A 20,359-nucleotide genomic window follows, 5' to 3' on the forward strand; every position below is an offset into this window, starting at 1 on the left:
ACTTGATTTAATTATCCTAAAATATCCTTAAACGATATTCCATATTATAACAATTTTTAATCAAATTGTAAAGATAATCTTTTGAATTTCATTATTTCTTACTTATAATTTTAAGTTAGCCCATGTTTTTTGTACATTTGCAAGTAATTCCTGCCCATGCCGCTTTTTTGTTAACACAGGCAGCGCTTTATCAAAGGAAGGCATCCGTGCGCTCATATCATGAGTATCGCTGCCAATCAGCATCGGATAACCCTGTTCTGAAAGTGAATAAAGGAAGCGGCAATTTTCACGGTTTTGAAGTGCCCCGGCATTAAACTGCAAAATCAAATCTTCAAAAGATAAAAGCTCTTCAAAATCCCCCGAATGATAATATGCCTGATACCGTTCAATATGCGCCAGCACAGGAATAATATTAAGCGCATAGGTCAAATTGTGCAGTTCTTCTAAGATCCATGCATGATAGGGCTGCCTGGGAAGCTCCAATAAAAGGATTCTCGTGTCTCCAAGGCAAAGCGGCCGCAAATCCGCTTCACATAACCCCCGAATCAAATAAATCTCTGCACCTAAAAAAGCTTCCGGACTATCCGCCATCCCTCGAAACGAGCTAAGAATTCGATAGGAATCTGACCGTCTCTGTAAAAAATCAGAAAGTGATTCTCTCTGCGGATAATAATGCGGAGTTAAGAAAACTTTTCTGACTCCCTGTTTTTTAAGAGTCTGAAGCATCTGAATCGACATATTGCAGTCTTTAGCACCATCGTCCATTTGCGGAAGACAATGTGTATGAAGATCTACAAAAGATGAATTATTTGTCTTTGTATTCATAGTCATAGCGATATTGATACTCTTTGGAATAAGCATAGGGTTTATCCTTTTCATGGACATCGGTAACGATTACTCCAAGCAGATTTCCGTGAATATTTCGAATACTGTCGATTGCCTTTTGAAGTTCAGCATACCGGGTCTGTTTCTGACGTGCAATCAAAACCGCACCAGCCGCATGATCGATACACACAAGTCCATCCGCTACCACATTGATTGGCGGCATATCTACAAATACATAATCATAGGACTCGGACAAAGTGTCTAAAAGCCGCACCATACTTTCCGAGCCAAGGAGTTCTGAAGGATTTGGCGGAATCGGCCCAGCAGTAATTAAGTCCACGTTTGGAAACACATTTAGATACATGCTGTCTTCTAGGCTATCAAGTCCACACAAACATTTAGATAGTCCCTTTGCATTGCTAAGACGCACATATTTATGCAAAGTTGGTTTTCTCATATCAGCATCAACCATCGCCACACGGGCCCCAAGTTGCGCCGTTGTAATCCCCAAATTCATACAAGTCGTTGATTTTCCTGCATCGGGCTCTGCACTGGTAAAAATAACTGCTTTATTCTGAGAAGTCGAAGTCGCAAAAAGAAGATTTGTCCGAATTGTTTTATATGCTTCCACGACTGAAAAATCCGTTTTATTGTTCAGTAAAATGCTGGAAGGATTCCCATATCTGGGCTTTTTATTTTTAGGCATAACGGGACCCCCTCTTATTTTTAGCTTCCAAATCAGGGATCTCTCCCAGCACAGGAACTTTTAATTTTTCCTGAATATCCTTTTCTCCCTTTACGGTATTGTCTTTCATAAATACAATAACAGATATAAAAACAGCTACTATTAAAAAGACAAAAGCCCCTATTAATGTATTTCGTTTTATATCAGGAGAAGAAGGTTGGCTGGGAATCGAGGCAGAGCCGATCACTTCGACAGAACCTGCTTTTACGACCCGCTTGAGGATATCCGGTGCTGTATCTGCCATTGCCTTACAGATATTGGCAGAAAGCTGTGCATCCTCTGATTCTGCAGAAATTTTTAAAATTTCTGTATTATCCACTGAACTCATAGAAATATCTGACTGCAGCTGTTCGTAAGAAATATTTCCAATTTTTGCAGCTACTTGACCCAGAACATCTCGATTTTTTAAAATAACAATATAGGTACCGACCAGCTTCTGGGATGCGGTCAAGTCATTTGGATTAATTGCATTTGTAGTGGAAGTATTCGTTCCGTTATTCACATATAATTCAATTGAAGAGGTGTACTTTTTCGGGATCAAAAAAGAAGAAACCAAAAAAGTAACCAACGCCCCCGCGATAGTCACCAGTAATATTTTTTTCCATTGCTTTCGAATGGCAAAAAATATCTCATTGAGAGAAATCTCATCTTCCATCATTCGCATACTCCTGTTTTTCTTAAATTCTGACTATATAAACATAACATATTAAATAAAAACAATCAAGACAGATTGAGAATTTCAAAACATAAACACACTTTTTTGAAAAACTTTTTTGAAGCAATGGCACTTTTTTGAAAATTTAGAACAAGTTTTGGAAAATTTTGCTTGAATATTTATTGCTAGCATGGTACATTAAAAGTAGTCATTAGATTTATCTAAATCCCCTAAAAACGATCAAACCTAATTGGTCAATGTTTAAAATTAGCTCATAAAATGTGAGGCGTTATGTGATCAATAATTTATCAAAATAATCATTTTGCACAATCGTATTATCTATATTGTATTATCTGTTTCTTGTAGCATTAAAAGTAGCATTAAAAAAATAATGAGGAAGAAAAATTGAATGAAAGAACATCGGATTATGGATAAACGAAAAACAACTTTATGTGGATTTGATCTGCTAATATTAGCGTTGTCTTACAGTATTATTTTACTCTGTTCCCTAAATAGCTCATTGATTTTAATTTTAAATGGAAAATTCGAACTGCAAATTTCCATATTACGTTTTTTCCTTTTAGCTGTTTGTATCATCGGCTTTCGAATCTGTTCTAAAATTTACAATCACATCTGGAGATATGCTGGTATCAAAGTTTATCTTCGTCTGATTATTTCTGATTTTATTGCAGGATTAGAAATCCTTTTGATCGGTCAATTGATTCCCTATCTCAACTTAGGGTTTGGAATCAATTTGTGCGTCGTTTCTCTGAACTGTCTTCTCTCTCTATCGGCACGTATGTTCTATCAATTACAATATGCACGTCGTAACGCTGCACAATCTACTCCCGTCGAACAAAGTCATAAAATGAATGTAGCAATTGTCGGAGCTGGTAATGTTGGCGCAAGTCTTGCTCACGAGCTGTCCCGTAATCCGCAGTCTCATTATAAACCGCTTTGTTTTATTGATATTGATAAAGATAAAATTGGGCAAAGGCTTAATGGTCTGCCGGTTTACGCAGAGGATGAGCATATTGTACAGCGGATTCAAGAGATGCCAATTCACGAAGTGATTATTGCACTGCCGGATTTGGATAGTGATCATCGGAGACGTCTGTATGATCTCTACAGTCAGACCGGATGTAAGGTAAAACTTTATGATTATCCTTTTGGCGAACGCAGGGAACAAGGGATTCGCAATTTTATCAGAGATATCAAAATTGAAGATTTGCTTTCTCGAGACAGCATTCAGTTAGATAATAGCATTTCAGAAAACTACTATAAAGGAAAAGTCGTACTTGTCACTGGCGGCGGTGGCTCTATCGGCTCAGAATTATGCCGTCAAATTGCAAAAATGCAACCTAAAAAGCTAATTATCTTCGATATTTATGAAAACAATGCTTACGATGTACAGCAAGAGCTGCTCTTAAAATATGCTTCTTCTCTAAACTTAAAAGTTATTATTGGTTCTGTTAGAGATATAAACAGACTGGAACAAGTTTTCTCTGCCGAGCGTCCGCAGGTTGTCATTCATGCAGCGGCCCATAAACATGTACCACTGATGGAGCAAAACCCTGTAGAAGCCATTAAGAACAATGTATTTGGCACCTATAATACAGCCAATATGGCTGAAAAATATAATGTCGAAAAATTTGTCCTGATTTCTACCGACAAAGCGGTCAATCCCACAAATATTATGGGGGCTTCCAAACGCTTATGCGAAATGATTATCCAAAGTCGTCGTGACAGCAAAACACAGTTTGTCGCTGTACGTTTTGGAAATGTATTGGGTTCCAATGGGTCTGTGATTCCTCTATTTGAAAAAGAGATTGCACAGGGCGGGCCTGTAACAATTACGGACAAGCGTATTATTCGATATTTTATGACTATCCCAGAGGCAGCCCAGTTAGTTCTGCAGGCGGGGGCAATGGCTAAAAAAGGAGAGCTGTTTGTTCTCGATATGGGAAAACCTGTACATATTTATGACCTTGCTAAAAATATGATCCGCTTGTCCGGCCTTGTTCCTGGACAAGATATTCAAATTGTTGAAATTGGGCTTCGTCCCGGAGAAAAGCTTTACGAGGAATTACTGATCAAAAGTGAAGAAATGGTCAAAACAGAAAATGATCGTATTTTGATCGAACGGGATAAACCGCTTACGCGGGCACAGGTTGAAGAAAAACTTTATATCTTAAACCAAGCAATACAAGATGCAAGCAATGAAGTCGTAAAAGAAGCGTTTCGAAAAGTGGTTCCCACTTTTCAGGATCCGGATATTGTCAATGCGGCGGCTGAGTTTCAAATGGATTCAAATGCAAAAGAAAATCTCCCCCTTCCTGTATCGGTAGGAACACAAAAATTGGCATAACCAACCATATAATAAGTAAATAAGTCAATCCGGACAAAGTGATTTGCTTTGTCCGGATTTTTATATCCCAATTTTCAAAAGTAACAAATAGAGGGAAGATTTACAAAAAAGAAACTCTTCCCTCTCAAAACCAATTTATTTTATGGGAGGCTCTTTCAAAAGTGCCCAGCGCTTTCGGTAATCCGGAAGCACAGAAGCAATCAATTGATAAAATTCAGCACCATGATTTTTATAGCGAATATGTGCAAGCTCATGCACGACAACATAATCGATTGCTTCTTTTGGATATCTCATCAGCCGCCATGAAAAGCAGATACCGTTTTTTGTACTGCAGCTCCCAAAACGTGCCTTTGCATCTGTAATCCGAACTTTGGTCGGAAAAACTCCCATGACATCTGCAAAAAAAGCCGTCCTTTGTGGAAGAATTTCATTTGCCTGCCGAATATATTCGGCCTTCTCCTCTGGAGAACCCGCTCCTTCCGCTTGTGCTTTCTGTTGCTGCTGCAAAAGATGGTATCTAAGCCATTCTGTATGGCTCTCCAAAAATCGGTCAATCTCTTTCTGAGGTAATCTCTGTGGTGCACGAACGATTACTTTGCATTCCCGTGTAATTAAAAGCGCCAGCGTACGTCGTTTGGAACGAATCAACTGATAGGGAACCTGATTATTCATTTCCAAGATAAGTAAAACGCTTGATCGTTTTCCCATCTTTGCTGACCGTTTCATTCCACATAGAAGCAGGCCGCACCCAAACTTCATGCTCTCCATAAAGCGCCTGATAAACCACCATCTCTTCCAATGTTTCGGAATTGCGCGCTAAACAGAGCACTCTGTACTCATTTCCTTTAAAATGGCGATATCTGCCTTTTGGAATCTCCATTTTCCATCCTCCCAAAATTTTTCTTCAGTATGACACAAATGATTCTAATTTGCAACAATCCTATCAGGCATCGAACCCGCCGCATTGCCGATCCTTAGCACCATCTTAGCCCCGCCGAAATTGTAAGCCGGTTCTCCCCTTTTCAGCCAAAATAAAAAAGCCGCATGATACAGCTTTTCTCGGTATCAAAACGGCTTTTGTAAAGTAAACATCCACTCAGGGCTTTTTGTCCTGTGTGGGATCAGGAAAGAATGAGTCCGGATCTGCTTTAAACCGTGCAACCGCATCTTCCTGCCGCTCTTTGATAGCGTCCCTTTGGGCATGAGTCCAAACAGGCTGTGGATTCTCTTTCGGATCCATACAGTGATACGTTTTCGTCTCCATAGAAAAGCACCTCCATGCCAATCTATGCCACAAAGATTCATTTTGCGCATAAAGGAAATTTTCAAGCACGATATTTAGAAGAAAATAAACCCAAAGCACCAAAAACAATCGTCGCAGCTCCACAAAGAGCCGTAATAATTCCGATCACTATTGAAGCTATCGAGATTCCTTTTTTCATAGAGTATTTCCCCTTTCTTCTAACGATCAAAATTTTTCATTAAGTTTATTATAATTTTAAAACATCAAAACCGCAAGGAAAAATTCAAACAAAATGTGCCCTCTTTTTTAAAAAAATACACTTTTTCTCTTGACAACTATTATTTAGAGCTCTATAATAATCTAGTGTCAATCGCGATGCGCTGGCGTAGCTCAGTTGGTAGAGCAGCTGATTTGTAATCAGCAGGTCGTAGGTTCGAGTCCTATTGCCAGCTCCATAACTCCGGCAAGTGGCTAAGTGATTGCCGGTATATGGAGGAGTTCCCGAGCGGTCAAAGGGGGCAGACTGTAAATCTGTTGCTTCGGCTTCGATGGTCCGAATCCATCCTCCTCCACCAAGTCCCAGAAAACGTATGAGAATGCGGTTTCTGGGACTTTTTTATATTAAATTAAAGAAGCAAAGCGCTGTGGAAATCTATCAAAACTGGAGTAATTGGGGTATAAAAATGATCCCATTACGCAAGCTTTGATAGATTGTTTTTTTATTTAGGGAATTCTATATTTTTCGCATTATCAGATGGACCACAATGAATTGATCATATGTAACTGCCTAAAATTTTTCAATGGTTTTGTTATATGTATTTTTTTAGTAAAAATTGAAAAGAATAAAAATATCTCCGAAAGGACGTGAACGCTAATGATATTGCAAAATTTACTGAAAAAAATAAAATATAGAACCATTCTAAATGAAGCGACAAAAAATGCTGCAGATCCTACACCCGAATCTAAAAATCAAAACTCCCCCCAACCAACCATGACGACCTCTTTAAAAGATAACATTGAAATCATGAAAAGCTATCTTGGTGATTGCAACGATGTAAAGATTCGTGAGTTCACGTTTGGAAGATTTCCTGCTGTCAATGCCGCCTTAATCTTTATAGATGGGCTTGTAAGCAACGATATTATTACTGAGGGAATCATGAAGCCTCTGATGTTATATGACGCCAGGACAAAAGGAAACGTAATAGAAGATGTACAAAAGCGCATTATTTGCTCAGGGGATGTAATAAACTCCGACAAGGAAAATAAGCTTTTGGAATGCTGCTTATCCGGAGATACCGTTTTACTGATAGACGGATACTGCTCTGGAATCATTATTAGCAGTAAAGGATGGGATAAACGCAGCGTTACAGAGCCCCAGACTGAAGCTGTCGCAAGAGGTCCTAGAGAGGGATTTACCGAAAATTTCAGAACAAATACATCACTTTTGCGTAGAAAAATAAGAAATCCTGCTTTCAGAATGGATACCTTTGTGATTGGTGAAAAAACAAGAACGATTGTTTCAGTCGCTTACCTAAAGGGAGTGGTAGACGAAAGCCTTATCACTGAAATTAAAAGGCGGCTCAACTCAATAAACGTGGATGCCATTTTAGAGTCCGGCTATATTGAACAATATATAGAAGATGCTCCACTTAGCATTTTTCCAACAATCGGAAAGAGCGAAAAGCCAGACGTAATAGCAGCCAAAATTTTGGAAGGACGGGCTGCAATCATTGTAGATGGTACGCCTTTTGTATTAACAGTGCCATTGCTTTTTACTGAAAGCTTTCAAACAGCTGAAGACTATTATGTGCGAACTTTTTATGCAAGTATTATACGTTTGCTAAGATTTTTTTCTTTTATATTTGCGGTGTTTGCACCAGCCTTTTTTATAGCTATTACAACATTTCATCAGGAAGTAATTCCGACTACATTAATGTTTACCATTGCAACCGCTCGAGAAGGCACCCCTTTTCCAACTGTCATCGAGGCATTCATCCTTTTGCTAGCCTTCGAAATTCTGCGGGAAGCCGGATTGAGATTACCTCGCCCAATTGGGCAGGCAGTTAGTATTGTTGGTGCTCTGGTAATGGGTGATGCAGCCGTTTCAGCTGGATTGGTTGGTGCACCTATGGTCGTGACGATTGCTTTAACCGCAATGGCAGAATTTGTAACACCAGAGCATCAAGATGCAATTATAATCATGCGCATTATTTCATTAATTTTAGCATCGATTCTTGGAGGTTATGGAATATTATTGAGCATTTTAGGGATGCTAGTTCATTTAGCCTCGTTAAAATCATTTGGTGTGCCCTATTTTGCAGGAGTCGCGCCGATGCATATCCAAGATTGGAAAGACTTGTTTATTCGTACTCCTCTTTGGACAATGAAAAAACGCCCATCAGAGTTTGCACATCAGGATGTTATCAGACAAAGAGTCAATGTACCGCCGGGAGATACTTCCATTCCCTCGAATGGGGATGATAAATCATGAAAAAGGGAAAGAAGTTTTCACTTCTGGCAATTTCCCTGGCTGTTTGTTTTCTGTTTTCGGGATGCATGGACAGCAAAGAAATGAATGAAATCATTCCGGTTATCGGTGTTGGAATTGATAATAATACGGATAATGATTTAACAACGCTTACCATGCAATTAGGATGTATCGGAAATTCAAGTCAAAAAAGCCAAGTAAGCTCAAAGACTTTGATTTATGAAAGAACTGGGAAAAATCTTTTTGATATGTTTAGGGATTGTGCACGTGAAAATAGCCACAAGCTATTTATAGGGCATAATCAATGCTTAATTTTTGGAAAAGAAGATGCATCCAAGGGCATAAAGGGACAATTAGATCTTTTCTTACGTGACCATGAAGGCAGAATAAATGTATCGATTCTGGTGTCAGATACGACTGCAAATGAAGTACTGACAACAAAATCCGAGATGTCTCCCCTGTCGGCAATAGATACCACACAGCTGCTTAAAAACCAAGGAATAAACTCAGAGTCCATTAATGTGGACCTTCTGGAATTTGCGACTAAGCTTGCGGGCGGAACAACCTGTCCCATTGCTAGTCTGATAAAAATAGACAAGCAAGCAGAAAATCCAAGGGTCCAAGTGGCCGGATTGGCGGTTTTTAAAAGTGATAAAATGGTTGGAGAATTAGATAAAAATAAATCACGCGGCTATTTATGGACAATGAACAAAGTGGAAAGCGGCGTGGTGAATGTAGAAACTGAATTTGGGCGAGCCTCTCTTGAGATATGCAGCAGCAGCGGTAAACTAGATGCTTCTGTAAACGAAGATGGAACTGTGTCTGTTCCCATCACGATTAAAACGGCACTGGGAATAAGAGAATTGACTGGTTTTGAAAATAAATCTGCAGAATGCATAGAAAAAGAATTACAGAAAGCTGCTGAGGAGCAAATCAAGGACAATGTGCTTACGTGTTTTCAAGCGACTCAATCTTATCAGGCCGATATCTACGGGATTGGAACTTTGATCAATCAAACAGAGCCTCAAAAATGGACCAGTATAAAAGATAACTGGGATAAATTATATACTGAAATAAAGCCTGAAATTAAAGTTGAAGCAACAATTAAAGACAGCGGAAAAATCTTGAAGAAATTGGATTGAGGAAACTATGGAAAAAGAAACAATCAATTGTTCACAAATGCTTTTTACAATTATATGTTATATTCAATCTTTTTCATTATTAACAGCATTTTTCTTTGCGGTAACGGGAAGGGATTCTTGGTTTTCGGTAATTTTAGGCTGGATAGTTGCATTGCTTTTCCTTTTAATTCAGTTATCTGTTATGAAAAAATATCCAGGAAAAAGTCTTTTTCAAATCAACGAACTTGCCTTTGGAAAGTGGGTAGGCGGAATCTTTTCTTTGCTGTATTTATTTTACTTTTTTTGTCTGTCTTTTTTAAATTTAAGAGACCTGAAGGATTTCGTAAACTTCAGTGTTCTACCCGCTACGCCGCCTATGGTCATATTGATCTCATTTATGATTGTATGCAGTTGGGCCGTTATAAAAGGATTAAGAGTAATTGTTAGATACAGTATGGTATTTGTTATGCTTATTGTGGTAACGTTTATTTTAACAACATTTTTCGTTTGGGACCGACTTGACCTTCATAACTTACTGCCATTATTCTCTGTTCCTCCCACAACGATTTTGAAAAGTGCTAATCTGGTTGCGGTTATTCCATTTGGTACGGTCATTTTTCAAATGATTGTTCCTAGACTCGAAGATAAAAAGCGCATGTCAAGTTGTTTATTAAAAGGATTTTTATTTGGTGGTTTATTCCTACTGGCAGTAACGATTAGAGATACAGCTGTACTAGGAGATATGGTGAAAGTATTCATATTTCCCTCATTCTCAACGTTACAGCTTGCTGGGTTGACTGAGATATTTCAAGGCACTGATGTAATCTATGCAACTTTTCTGGTTACCCTAGAATTTTTCAAAATCTCTCTCTTATACTATGTTGTAGTAGCTGGACTTGTAGAATTACTAAAATTAAAATCCTATAAGCCATTGGTCTTCATCATAGGAGTCTTAATTATTATTTGCTCGCATATTGTATATTCATCGGTGATGGGGCATATAACATCTGCACAGACTATTACGCCGATATTATGGCTGCTATTTGAGTTTGTGTTGCCGTCTTTGACTCTTCTAAAAATTGTAATTTCAAAGAAATTGAAAAAAGCTAATCAAACAGCATCATAACCATTGGGGTTAGCATAAACTCTTTTATTTTTATGCCTTTAACTTGCGATTTTACCCCTTATCTGCTATTATTAGTTATAAATCACTTAAGCGCTTTTATTGGACGCACATGCCTATCCGGTGGAGATTCGTTTTAGGAAACAAAGAGCAAACATGAAGGGAACTGATGGTTTCAGTTCCTTTACATATAACTTCAAATGATAAACCTGTTGTTTTGGCCTTGAATATCTGAATCCATTCTTTCTCCACTAGAAAACTGGGTGATAAAATTATCACCCAGTTTTTTGTTGCGTATAGCCAAAAGTCCTTTATGTTGCGGCTCAACAAAGGATCTGCTGGTTAAAAAATTGTACGAAAAGAGAGAAAGTTAATTATGCAAAAATTATCTTCAAAGGAACAGCTCTTTGTTGGAATCACGCTGTTTTCTATGTTTTTTGGCGCAGGGAATTTGATTTTTCCGCCATTTCTCGGTTACTCTGCCGGAACTGCTGTACTTCCAGCTTTTTTAGGGTTTGCTCTAAGTGCAATCGGACTTCCAATTTTAGGTGTTATCGGAGCAACCCGCTCCGGCGGTATCAAATCACTTGCCGGACGTGTCAGTCATCCTTTTGCTTCCGTTTTTACAATGCTCATTTACCTTTCCATTGGACCTTGCCTAGCGATTCCACGTACTGCAAGCACTTCATTTGAAATGGCTGTAACCCCATTCATCGGAAAAGAAGCTCCTTCTGTATTGTTAAGCATCCTTTACTCCGTCCTGTTTTTTGGAATTGCACTGGCACTTGCCCTGCATCCCCTAAAGCTAGTCGATCTGCTCGGAAAACGTCTCGCACCGATTTTGCTGGTTTTGATTGCAGTTCTGTTTTTTGGATGTGTCTTTTTCGGAAATGTTTCTGCTAATACACCTGCTACTGCTTATCAGAGCATACCCGCCGCACAAGGATTTCTCGATGGATACCAGACAATGGATGCGATCGCTGCACTGATCTTCGGGCTCATGCTTGCAGCAAATATTAATGCCCGTGGAATTACTGAAAATCACGCAGTTATTCATTCGACTGTAATCGCCGGTGGAATTGCCAGCGTTCTATTTCTCTGCGTTTATGGGGCTCTCACTTTCATTGGATTTTCAAATGGAAATTCTTCTGCACAAAACGGTGCACAGCTTTTGAGTATCTCTGCAGACCGCTTGTTTGGAAAAGCCGGCGCTATTATTCTAGCGGCAATCTTTGTAATTGCCTGCCTCAATACGTGCATCAGTCTGATCTGCTGCTGCGCACAATACTTCTCTCAGCTGTTTTCCCGCTTCTCTTACCGAACCTGGGCCAGTTTCTTTGCCGTCTTCAGCGCCGTCCTTGCAAATGCAGGACTAAATATGATTCTAAAAATTTCTGTTCCTATTTTAAACTGCCTGTATCCTATTGCGATTGTGCTGATTGCTTTGGCATTTTTCCCAAAGCAGTTACAGGAAAAGCCACTGCTTTTTCCGCTGAGCATCACGCTGACCGGAATCGTCAGTGTAATTTATGCACTCTATGAAATTGGGATCCAGATTCCCGTACTTACCGATCTCATCTCTGCTCTTCCGCTTTACTTTGCAGGTCTCGGTTGGATCTGCCCTGCAGCAGTTGGGATCATTCTTGCACTATTAATTCCGAATAAAAAAGAAGGATAAAATTCATTATAAAAAATAGCACAGATAGAGGATCTTTTCTCTATCTGTGCCATTTTCCCTTATACGTCAATTTTCTATAATACCAGTTGATGGGGGTATTTAATATAACTTTATGTATGTATAAATTTATATGTTATTTAAATTAACATATTATATCTATTTTTTTATTTTATGCAATTATTAATTATTTTTATTGTACTTATGCTTTAATTATGATACATTATCTATGTCTTTAAATGTATAAATAATTCGTTTGTAAATCATTAAAATAACACTGCAAGAAGGTATCCATCATGAAAAAGCTATCACAGTCATTACTTTCTGAAATCGTTTCCAGAAATCGAAAAGCAAAGTCCATGACCCAGCAAGAGTTAGCCAGTGCTACTGGAATGAATCGTGCACTGGTGTCTAGATTAGAAAAAAAAAGCTTTATACCCTCTATCCCACAGTTAGAAAATTTAGGAAAAGTATTGGGCTTCGAACCAGATTCTATATTTATCAATCCAGAAACATCCAGTAAACTCAAATCACCTTCTCCTATGAATATTGCGGTTGCCGGCACCGGTTATGTTGGATTGTCCATTGCCACACTTCTTGCACAGCATAACCACGTAACAGCAGTAGATATTATTCCAGAAAAAGTACAAATGCTGAATAACAAAAAATCTCCCATCCAAGACGACTATATTGAGAACTACTTAACCGAAAAAGTACTTGATTTGACGGCTACCTTAGATGCCAAAGAAGCATATAAAAATGCTGATTTTGTTGTCATTGCCACTCCAACCAACTATGACAGTAAAAAAAATTATTTTGATACTTCTGCTGTAGAAGCTGTTATTGAACTTGTTTTGAAGGTAAATCCAAATGCCATTATGGTCATTAAATCAACAACACCAGTAGGATACACAGAAGCTACACGTAAAAAATATAATACTTCAAATATTATCTTCAGTCCGGAATTCTTACGTGAATCAAAAGCATTATACGATAATCTTTACCCAAGCCGTATCATTGTATCTACTGATAAGAATGATGAACGTTTGGTCAAGGCATCTCATGACTTTGCAGCTCTTCTGCGAGAAGGCGCAATTAAAGAGAATATTGATACCTTATTTATGGGATTTACTGAAGCCGAAGCGGTCAAATTGTTTGCAAATACCTATCTGGCATTACGTGTCTCCTACTTCAATGAGTTAGATACCTATGCAGAAATGAAAGGACTAGATACCAAGGATATCATCCAGGGCGTATGTTTGGATCCTCGTATTGGTACTCATTATAACAACCCATCATTTGGATATGGAGGATACTGCTTGCCTAAGGACACAAAGCAGCTACTTGCTAATTATAATGATGTTCCTCAATGTATGATGAGTGCTATTGTCGAAAGCAATAGCACGCGAAAAGATTTCATTGCTGACAGAGTCTTGGAACTCGCCGGTGCATATGAAGCGAACAGCCAATGGGATTCTGCAAAGGAAAAACAGGTTATTATCGGAGTCTATCGCTTAACTATGAAATCGAACTCAGACAACTTTAGACAAAGTAGTATTCAAGGTGTTATGAAACGAATTAAAGCCAAAGGTGCTACTGTTGTTATCTATGAGCCAACTCTAGAAAACGGTGCTACATTTTTTGGAAGTAAAGTTATCAATGATTTAGAAAAATTTAAGAAGGTCAGCCACAGTATTATTGCAAATCGCTATGACAATTGCTTAAATGATGTAAAAAATAAAGTTTACACCAGAGATTTGTTCCAACGTGATTAGAAAAACATAATCCCAAATGAAATCATATATAGCAACTTCACTTGGGATTATTTATGTGTGTACTTTATACATAATTCGTAAAAATATGACTTACACTTGGTAGAACTTTTTGTACCATTCTGCAAACTTACGAAGTCCATCTCTCAAACTTGTACTTGGTTTAAAACCAAAATCCGCTTCTAAAGCCCTTGTATCCGCATATGTAACTGGTACATCACCAGGCTGCATAGGAACCAATTTTTTATGTGATTCAAAATCATAATCTTTGGGCAATACTTTTGCGCGAATCAATTCCTGCTGAAGAATATCCACGAAATTCAAAAGATTTTCCGGCTGATTATTTCCAATATTATAAATCTTATAAGGCGGAACAGGTAGCCCATCTTCACCAACCACTTTTGCTGGTGGTACCTGCATCACTCTCTTTATCCCTTCTACAATATCATCCACATAAGTAAAATCTCTCTTGCAGTTTCCATAATTAAAGATTTGAATAGTTTCACCCTTTAAAAGTTTATTCGTAAAACTAAAGTATGCCATATCCGGACGTCCTGCCGGACCGTATACGGTAAAGAAGCGAAGTCCAGTAGATGGAATATTATAAAGTTTTGAATATGCATGAGCCATTAACTCATTTGACTTTTTTGTAGCTGCATAAAGAGATACTGGATTATCGACCTTATCATCTGTGGAATACGGTACTTTTTTATTAGAACCATATACAGAAGAACTGGACGCATATACCAAATGTTCTACCCCTTTGGCTTCATTATCATAAGAATGGCGGCAAGCTTCTAGTACGTTATAAAATCCAATTAGGTTAGATTCCACATAGACATCTGGATTCGTAATAGAATAACGTACTCCAGCCTGCGCAGCTAAATTTACTACAATATCAGGTTTTCTCTCTTCAAATATCCTATTTACTAATGTTCGATCAGCAATGGAACCTTTCACAAAAATCCACGAGGATTTTGAATGCTCTTTCACACATTTCTTGATTTTTGAAAGTCTCCACTCTTTTATGCTCACCTCATAGTAATCGCTCATATTATCGATGCCGATAATACAAATTGGGAAAACTGATCTTAATAATTTTAATGCCAGATTACTACCTATAAATCCAGCCACTCCAGTTATCAAAACTGTTTTATTTTCTAAGTCTATTTTTCCTGACATTGTACTTCTCCAATCATTCTAAACTAATTAATACTCTCTCCATACCATCTTATTTACAATACCAGTGTAGCTCTGAATAATTTTCACCACCTTAGAAGAAACATTTTCTTCAACATAATCTGGGACTGGAGTTCCGAAATCTTTATTCAAATTCATCTGTACAGCGGTTTCGACAGCCTGTAATAAACTCTTTTCATCTATACCTGCCAGTACAAAGCAAGCTTTATCCAATGCTTCTGGTCTCTCTGTACTTGTACGAATACAAATTGCTGGAAAATGATAGCCTTGACTTATGAAGAAGCTAGCCTCTTCTGGCAAAGTACCTGAATCTGATACTACAGCAAATGCATTCATCTGTAAGTGATTATAATCATGGAACCCCATTGGCTCATGTTGAATCACACGTGGATCCAGTTGGAACCCAGATAACTCAATTCTTTTTCTACTTCTTGGATGGCAAGAATATAGGATTGGCATATTATATTTTTCTGCCATTTTATTAATAGCTGTAAATAAGGATAAAAAATTTTTTTCTGTATCAATATTTTCTTCTCTATGAGCTGAGAGCAGAATATATTTATGAGGTGTTAATCCGAGCTTATTAAGAATATCTGATTTTTCTATATCCGCGAGATTTTGATGCAGTACCTCAGCCATTGGAGAACCTATTACATACACTCTTTCTTTAGGTAATCCACATTCATGTAAATATTTTCTTGCATGTTCAGAATATGCAAGATTTATATCCGATATAATATCAACAATTCGGCGATTTGTTTCTTCAGGAAGGCATTCATCTTTACAACGATTTCCAGCTTCCATATGGAAAATAGGGATATGAAGTCTTTTAGCTGCAATCGCCGAAAGGCAACTATTTGTATCTCCAAGAATCAATAATGCATCTGGTTTTAGTTGATTCATTAATTTATAGGAACAATTAATAATATTGCCTACAGTAGCGCCCAGATCATCGCCTACCGCATTCATATATACTTCTGGATTCCTCAATTTTAAATCATGAAAGAACACACCATTTAAACTATAGTCATAGTTCTGCCCGGTGTGAGCAAGAATCGTGTCAAAGTATTTACGGCATTTATTGATTACTGCACTCAGGCGAATAATTTCTGGTCTAGTTCCAATAATAATCAATAGTTTAAGTTTTCCATTCTCTTTAAATTGAATATCAGAATAGTCTGTTCTAATTTCTGTATTTGACATTCTATACCACTTCTTTTCTATTGTTCATCTACTGGTTCAAAAAATGTATCAGGATGTGTCGGATTAAATAGCTCACTTGCCCACATCACTGTAACCAGATTTTCCGTATCTGAAAGATTTATAATATTGTGTGTATATCCTGGAAGCATATGAATCGCTTCAATTTTATTTCCAGATACTTCAAACTTCATTACTGGATATATTTTACCATTCTCATCCAATCCAATCTTACGTTCTTCAATTAAGGCATGCCCAGCAACAACAATGAAAAATTCCCATTTACTATGGTGCCAATGTTGCCCTTTCGTAATGCCCGGCTTACTGATATTCACTGAAAGCTGCCCGCACTTGGCCGTCTTTAATAGTTCGGTAAAACTTCCTCTATCGTCGCAATTCATTTTTAGTGCAAATTTAATTTTACTTTCTGGAAGATAAGACAAATAAGTAGAATAAAGTTTTTTAGCAAATGAATTAATTGGAATCTCAGGCATCAAAAGTGTATTCGGCTGTTTTCTGAACGATTTCAACAATGATACAATCTTCTTTAATGTTGTTTTATAAGTTGTTGGGACATAACAATATTTTCCATATTTGTTGCCTACAGCACCTATCCCTTTAAATTCACAATGATGTTCTTTGTTTTCTAATGCATCTAACATCTCGTTAACTAAATCATCAATATAAAGTAATTCCAACTCAACAGATTCATCATTTACTTGTATTGGCAAATCATTTGCAATATTATTACAAAATGTAGCTACAACAGAATTATAGTTTGGGCGGCACCATTTCCCAAATAAATTAGGAAAGCGGTATACAAGTACCTTTGCACCTGTTTCTTTTCCATACTTAAAAAATAATTCTTCCCCCGCCAATTTTGATTTTCCATAATCAGAATCAACATATCTTCCTTGTAGCGTCGCCTGGATAGATGATGATAACATAACTGGAACTAAATTATGATGCTTTTTCAACGTATTCAACAAAGTAGATGCAAAGCCAAAGTTTCCCTTCATAAATTCTTTATTATCCTTTGGTCTATTAACACCTGCTAAATTGAAAACAAAATCAGTTTTTTCACAGTATTCATCAAGCAATAAAGGATCAGTTTTAATATCGAATTCAAAAATTTTTTCAATTTTTAAATTTGGCCTTGTTTTATCCTTATTTTGCTGTATATTTTTTAACGATGCAACTAAATTTTTACCAACAAAACCAGCTGCACCAGTTATTAAAACTTTCAATCAAATGTCCTCCAACTTTACATTTCCTCTATTTTTTAATTCAATCAGTGCTTTTTTCACATAATCTGTAGTCATAATTTTTTCAACAGTTTCCTCAACATCTAATCTCTTTGTATTATGTGAAGTGTAAGCTTCGTTTGCCATGGTATGTACTTGCCCTTCTACAAAAAACTTATCATAATTCAAATCACGTCCGTCTGGAAGGACTCTATAGTAATTACCCATATCAATACTTCTAGTACACTCTTCGTTGGTCATAAGTGTTTCATATAATTTTTCGCCATGCCGTGTTCCAATGATTTTTGTGCCAGTATCCCCAAATAACCGCTGTACTGCCTTTGCCAAATCGCCAATTGTACTTGCATCAGATTTTTGAACAAATAAATCTCCTGGTTCTCCATGTTCAAAAGCGAACATAACTAAAGCGACCGCTTCATCCAAATTCATTAAAAATCTGGTCATATCTGGATCAGTAATTGTAATTGGGTTTCCAACTTTTATCTGATCTATAAAAAGCGGAATAACTGAGCCACGTGAACACATAACGTTACCATATCGAGTACAACAAATGGTTGTTTTTCCAGCAGCTACTCTTGCATTTGCTCCAATTACTTTTTCCATCATTGCCTTCGAAATCCCCATCGCATTGATTGGATATGCAGCTTTGTCTGTAGATAAACAAACAATACGCTCTACACCAGCTGCTACAGCCGCATGGAGTACATTATCAGTACCTTCTACATTTGTTCTGACAGCTTCCATAGGGAAAAACTCACATGATGGAACCTGCTTTAATGCTGCTGCATGAAAAATATAATTCACTCCTTGTACCGCATCGTCCACAGAACGCATATTTCTAACGTCACCAATATAAAATTTTACTTTCCCTGCTAAATTAGGATGTTTTGCTTGTAGCTTATGTCTCATATCATCTTGTTTTTTTTCATCACGTGAAAAAATACGTATTTCTTTTAAATCCGAATCTAGAAAATGTTTTAAAACCGTTGAACCGAAAGACCCCGTCCCACCAGTAATCATTAACGTTTTGTCTTTAAAAAATTTTGCCGTGTTCATTATTTTTTCTCCTTTATTTATCATTTTGCAAAACATTACAAACAATAATTTCACAATCTATGTATATAAACTTTCTTTTCATATGTGACATATATTAAAACAAAAAAATCTCACAAATAAATTTCTTTATATATAATTATTTTTTTTCTTTAACACTTTAAGAGAAAATGATATGATTGCTATTCCAAGTAATCCTGATAACAAATATCTTAATACTGTAAATTGATATAATTCTATCCCCAGCAATAGTATTAATATCGTTAAAACTGATAATGTATATATTTTTTTATTATCATATATAATATTTAACGATTTTTTTTCCTTCAATAAAAACGATCTATTGGCAAAAACAATTAGTACTAAAAGCATTAAGATATATGCAAACATTGTGGTATAAGCTGCCGCCATATACCCAAAGATCGGAATTAAAGTGTAATTTAAAATTAAATTTGCTACTGCAGCAATACATGAAGCGATCATAATATGTATAGAAGATTTAGTATACAAAAGAATATTCGAATACATATTAGCTACAGATGTCATAAACACCCCAGCTGCTATTGGAGGCATAATATAGATAGCCTCGTAATATTCATCAGTTGCAAGTATTTTAACAATTTCAGGAGCTAAAAAGACCATCATAATTGCAATCATTGCATATACAAATAAAAGGGAAAAAGATATTTTTCTTATTGAATTGTCTTTTTTGTCTATATTCTCATATAAATATGGAACAAAAGAAGCATTCACTGCAGTCCATACCATTGTAAAAAGAGAACTAACAGAATAAATAGTACTATATATTCCAACTGCACTATTATTGACCATACTACTAATCATCATTCTATCTGAAACACTCAAAATCTGCGATGCAATTGAATATCCAACCAATGGCAAACTTAATGACAAAGAAAATTTCCAATACTCAACATTTACAAAAGTTCTTCCTTTTATCATAAGGCTTGTCCATAATACAATAGCAACTCCGTATACAACAATATAATTTGATATTAGCCGACCTTCTGCTAACTCCTTTTCCCCCTATTATTCATAGCTATTATAGTAAATATTGAAAATGCTGATGCAACCAAAGCTGATATCATAATTAATAATGCTGATTTTTTATATCTATACTCATATCTTTCGTAAGCAAGCCAAAAGTCTGTGGCTGGTGCAACAAGAAGCCCAATAAGTATTAAAATCATCATTTTTGTTGACAGTCCTGTTATATTATTCCAAAATTGAATATTAATAAAATAGCAAATTGAAATAAAAATAGCCATGATAGATGTTAATGATAGGACCGACGATATATACTCTTGTCTTTTGTTTTCAAACTCCTTCATAGCTACTGAAAAACCCCCTGATGTTAACGAAAGAGTCGCAATACAACTTATCATAGAAAACCACGAATTATATAAATTTACAATTCCGATTTGATTAGTTGTCATTAACCTTGTAAAAATAGGCATCGTAATTATTGCAAGTCCCCTTGAAAATACATTTGCTACAGTATAAACCATAGCAGATTTTGCTCCTAATGGTATACTTATCTTACTTCGCAATGCTTTCAACATTTCAATTCATATGATGTTTTTCGGAATTAATAACACCATGTTCCTT

Annotated in this window: 18 protein-coding genes and 2 tRNA genes; 8 read left to right on the forward strand and 12 right to left on the reverse strand. The window is 36.8% G+C overall.

The window, feature by feature from the left end; all coding sequences use genetic code 11:
* Positions 1 to 102: 102 nt before the first annotated feature.
* Genes ACVS9P_RS10160 through ACVS9P_RS10170 form a run of 3 tightly spaced genes read right to left on the reverse strand, consistent with a single transcriptional unit; the run spans position 103 to position 2,228 of the window.
* Positions 103 to 861 carry a CpsB/CapC family capsule biosynthesis tyrosine phosphatase gene (locus ACVS9P_RS10160; RefSeq protein ID WP_452103425.1) on the reverse strand — a complete coding sequence of 253 codons (759 nt, stop codon included), beginning with the start codon at positions 859 to 861 and terminating at the stop codon, positions 103 to 105.
* On the reverse strand, positions 806 to 1,531 hold the full coding sequence (locus tag ACVS9P_RS10165) for a CpsD/CapB family tyrosine-protein kinase (RefSeq protein ID WP_452103426.1): 726 nt from the start codon (positions 1,529 to 1,531) through the stop codon (positions 806 to 808). The genes ACVS9P_RS10160 and ACVS9P_RS10165 overlap by 56 nt, the downstream gene beginning before the upstream one ends.
* Positions 1,524 to 2,228, reverse strand: coding sequence for a YveK family protein (locus ACVS9P_RS10170; RefSeq protein WP_452103427.1), 705 nt, complete (start codon positions 2,226 to 2,228; stop codon positions 1,524 to 1,526). Before ACVS9P_RS10170 ends, ACVS9P_RS10165 begins: the two co-directional genes overlap by 8 nt.
* Positions 2,229 to 2,634: 406 nt before the next feature.
* Between ACVS9P_RS10170 and ACVS9P_RS10175 the strand changes: the two genes are divergently transcribed.
* Positions 2,635 to 4,593, forward strand: a complete 1,959-nt coding sequence (locus tag ACVS9P_RS10175) for a polysaccharide biosynthesis protein (RefSeq protein ID WP_452103428.1) — start codon at positions 2,635 to 2,637, stop codon at positions 4,591 to 4,593.
* Positions 4,594 to 4,728: 135 nt separating this feature from the next.
* On the opposite strand, the gene ACVS9P_RS10180 is transcribed toward ACVS9P_RS10175, so the two are convergent.
* The 3 genes from ACVS9P_RS10180 to ACVS9P_RS10190 form a co-directional block, all read right to left on the reverse strand.
* The gene (locus ACVS9P_RS10180) at positions 4,729 to 5,265 is read right to left on the reverse strand and encodes a M48 family metallopeptidase (protein WP_452104704.1); all 537 of its coding nucleotides are present in this window, start codon (positions 5,263 to 5,265) and stop codon (positions 4,729 to 4,731) included.
* Positions 5,258 to 5,473, reverse strand: coding sequence for a DUF1653 domain-containing protein (locus tag ACVS9P_RS10185; protein WP_452103429.1), 216 nt, complete (start codon positions 5,471 to 5,473; stop codon positions 5,258 to 5,260). Before ACVS9P_RS10185 ends, ACVS9P_RS10180 begins: the two co-directional genes overlap by 8 nt.
* A gap of 216 nt (positions 5,474 to 5,689) precedes the next feature.
* Entirely contained in the window at positions 5,690 to 5,857 is a 168-nt protein-coding gene (locus ACVS9P_RS10190; RefSeq protein ID WP_452103430.1) for a hypothetical protein, read from the reverse strand.
* 358 nt (positions 5,858 to 6,215) lie between these two features.
* Between ACVS9P_RS10190 and ACVS9P_RS10195 the strand changes: the two genes are divergently transcribed.
* From ACVS9P_RS10195 to ACVS9P_RS10225, 7 genes are all read left to right on the forward strand, one after another.
* Positions 6,216 to 6,291, forward strand: a tRNA-Thr gene (locus tag ACVS9P_RS10195).
* Between the two features lie 36 nt (positions 6,292 to 6,327).
* Positions 6,328 to 6,411 (forward strand) — tRNA-Tyr (locus ACVS9P_RS10200).
* A gap of 299 nt (positions 6,412 to 6,710) precedes the next feature.
* Positions 6,711 to 8,327 carry a spore germination protein gene (locus ACVS9P_RS10205; RefSeq protein ID WP_452103431.1) on the forward strand — a complete coding sequence of 539 codons (1,617 nt, stop codon included), beginning with the start codon at positions 6,711 to 6,713 and terminating at the stop codon, positions 8,325 to 8,327.
* Positions 8,324 to 9,466 carry a Ger(x)C family spore germination protein gene (locus ACVS9P_RS10210; protein WP_452103432.1) on the forward strand — a complete coding sequence of 381 codons (1,143 nt, stop codon included), beginning with the start codon at positions 8,324 to 8,326 and terminating at the stop codon, positions 9,464 to 9,466. The genes ACVS9P_RS10205 and ACVS9P_RS10210 overlap by 4 nt, the downstream gene beginning before the upstream one ends.
* A 7-nt stretch (positions 9,467 to 9,473) precedes the next feature.
* Complete coding sequence (locus tag ACVS9P_RS10215; RefSeq protein ID WP_452103433.1) at positions 9,474 to 10,571, forward strand: GerAB/ArcD/ProY family transporter; 1,098 nt, start codon at positions 9,474 to 9,476, stop codon at positions 10,569 to 10,571.
* Between the two features lie 373 nt (positions 10,572 to 10,944).
* Positions 10,945 to 12,246, forward strand: coding sequence for a branched-chain amino acid transport system II carrier protein (gene brnQ / locus ACVS9P_RS10220; RefSeq protein ID WP_452103434.1), 1,302 nt, complete (start codon positions 10,945 to 10,947; stop codon positions 12,244 to 12,246).
* A 293-nt stretch (positions 12,247 to 12,539) separates the two neighbouring features.
* Entirely contained in the window at positions 12,540 to 14,018 is a 1,479-nt protein-coding gene (locus ACVS9P_RS10225) for a nucleotide sugar dehydrogenase (protein ID WP_452103435.1), read from the forward strand.
* Between the two features lie 90 nt (positions 14,019 to 14,108).
* Here ACVS9P_RS10225 and ACVS9P_RS10230 read toward each other — a convergent pair whose 3' ends face one another.
* The 6 genes from ACVS9P_RS10230 to ACVS9P_RS10255 all read right to left on the reverse strand — a co-directional run bounded on the left by ACVS9P_RS10230 (position 14,109) and on the right by ACVS9P_RS10255 (position 20,259).
* The gene (locus ACVS9P_RS10230) at positions 14,109 to 15,197 is read right to left on the reverse strand and encodes a GDP-mannose 4,6-dehydratase (RefSeq protein ID WP_452103436.1); all 1,089 of its coding nucleotides are present in this window, start codon (positions 15,195 to 15,197) and stop codon (positions 14,109 to 14,111) included.
* Between the two features lie 27 nt (positions 15,198 to 15,224).
* Positions 15,225 to 16,418: a non-hydrolyzing UDP-N-acetylglucosamine 2-epimerase gene (gene wecB, locus ACVS9P_RS10235; protein ID WP_452103437.1), complete on the reverse strand. Its 1,194-nt coding sequence runs from the start codon at positions 16,416 to 16,418 to the stop codon at positions 15,225 to 15,227.
* 17 nt (positions 16,419 to 16,435) lie between these two features.
* On the reverse strand, positions 16,436 to 17,662 hold the full coding sequence (locus tag ACVS9P_RS10240; protein WP_452103438.1) for a polysaccharide biosynthesis C-terminal domain-containing protein: 1,227 nt from the start codon (positions 17,660 to 17,662) through the stop codon (positions 16,436 to 16,438).
* Positions 17,663 to 18,736 carry a polysaccharide biosynthesis protein gene (locus ACVS9P_RS10245; protein WP_452103439.1) on the reverse strand — a complete coding sequence of 358 codons (1,074 nt, stop codon included), beginning with the start codon at positions 18,734 to 18,736 and terminating at the stop codon, positions 17,663 to 17,665.
* A 126-nt stretch (positions 18,737 to 18,862) separates the two neighbouring features.
* Positions 18,863 to 19,693: a lipopolysaccharide biosynthesis protein gene (locus ACVS9P_RS10250; protein WP_452103440.1), complete on the reverse strand. Its 831-nt coding sequence runs from the start codon at positions 19,691 to 19,693 to the stop codon at positions 18,863 to 18,865.
* A gap of 68 nt (positions 19,694 to 19,761) precedes the next feature.
* A complete protein-coding gene (locus ACVS9P_RS10255; RefSeq protein ID WP_452103441.1) occupies positions 19,762 to 20,259 on the reverse strand; it encodes a lipopolysaccharide biosynthesis protein in 498 nt (165 codons plus the stop codon).
* Between the last annotated feature and the right edge of the window lie 100 nt (positions 20,260 to 20,359).

The organism is Caproicibacterium sp. NSD3 (assembly GCF_053613275.1).

Coding starts and splice junctions, on each gene's coding strand:
- ACVS9P_RS10160 (WP_452103425.1), bottom strand. CDS start 861: ATGCTTATTCCAAAGAGTATCAATATCGCTATGACTATGAATACAAAG.
- ACVS9P_RS10165 (WP_452103426.1), bottom strand. CDS start 1,531: ATGCCTAAAAATAAAAAGCCCAGATATGGGAATCCTTCCAGCATTTTA.
- ACVS9P_RS10170 (WP_452103427.1), bottom strand. CDS start 2,228: ATGATGGAAGATGAGATTTCTCTCAATGAGATATTTTTTGCCATTCGA.
- ACVS9P_RS10175 (WP_452103428.1), top strand. CDS start 2,635: ATGAAAGAACATCGGATTATGGATAAACGAAAAACAACTTTATGTGGA.
- ACVS9P_RS10180 (WP_452104704.1), bottom strand. CDS start 5,265: ATGAATAATCAGGTTCCCTATCAGTTGATTCGTTCCAAACGACGTACG.
- ACVS9P_RS10185 (WP_452103429.1), bottom strand. CDS start 5,473: ATGGAGATTCCAAAAGGCAGATATCGCCATTTTAAAGGAAATGAGTAC.
- ACVS9P_RS10190 (WP_452103430.1), bottom strand. CDS start 5,857: ATGGAGACGAAAACGTATCACTGTATGGATCCGAAAGAGAATCCACAG.
- ACVS9P_RS10205 (WP_452103431.1), top strand. CDS start 6,711: ATGATATTGCAAAATTTACTGAAAAAAATAAAATATAGAACCATTCTA.
- ACVS9P_RS10210 (WP_452103432.1), top strand. CDS start 8,324: ATGAAAAAGGGAAAGAAGTTTTCACTTCTGGCAATTTCCCTGGCTGTT.
- ACVS9P_RS10215 (WP_452103433.1), top strand. CDS start 9,474: ATGGAAAAAGAAACAATCAATTGTTCACAAATGCTTTTTACAATTATA.
- brnQ (WP_452103434.1), top strand. CDS start 10,945: ATGCAAAAATTATCTTCAAAGGAACAGCTCTTTGTTGGAATCACGCTG.
- ACVS9P_RS10225 (WP_452103435.1), top strand. CDS start 12,540: ATGAAAAAGCTATCACAGTCATTACTTTCTGAAATCGTTTCCAGAAAT.
- ACVS9P_RS10230 (WP_452103436.1), bottom strand. CDS start 15,197: ATGTCAGGAAAAATAGACTTAGAAAATAAAACAGTTTTGATAACTGGA.
- wecB (WP_452103437.1), bottom strand. CDS start 16,418: ATGTCAAATACAGAAATTAGAACAGACTATTCTGATATTCAATTTAAA.
- ACVS9P_RS10245 (WP_452103439.1), bottom strand. CDS start 18,736: ATGAACACGGCAAAATTTTTTAAAGACAAAACGTTAATGATTACTGGT.
- ACVS9P_RS10250 (WP_452103440.1), bottom strand. CDS start 19,693: ATGATAAAAGGAAGAACTTTTGTAAATGTTGAGTATTGGAAATTTTCT.
- ACVS9P_RS10255 (WP_452103441.1), bottom strand. CDS start 20,259: ATGGTTTATACTGTAGCAAATGTATTTTCAAGGGGACTTGCAATAATT.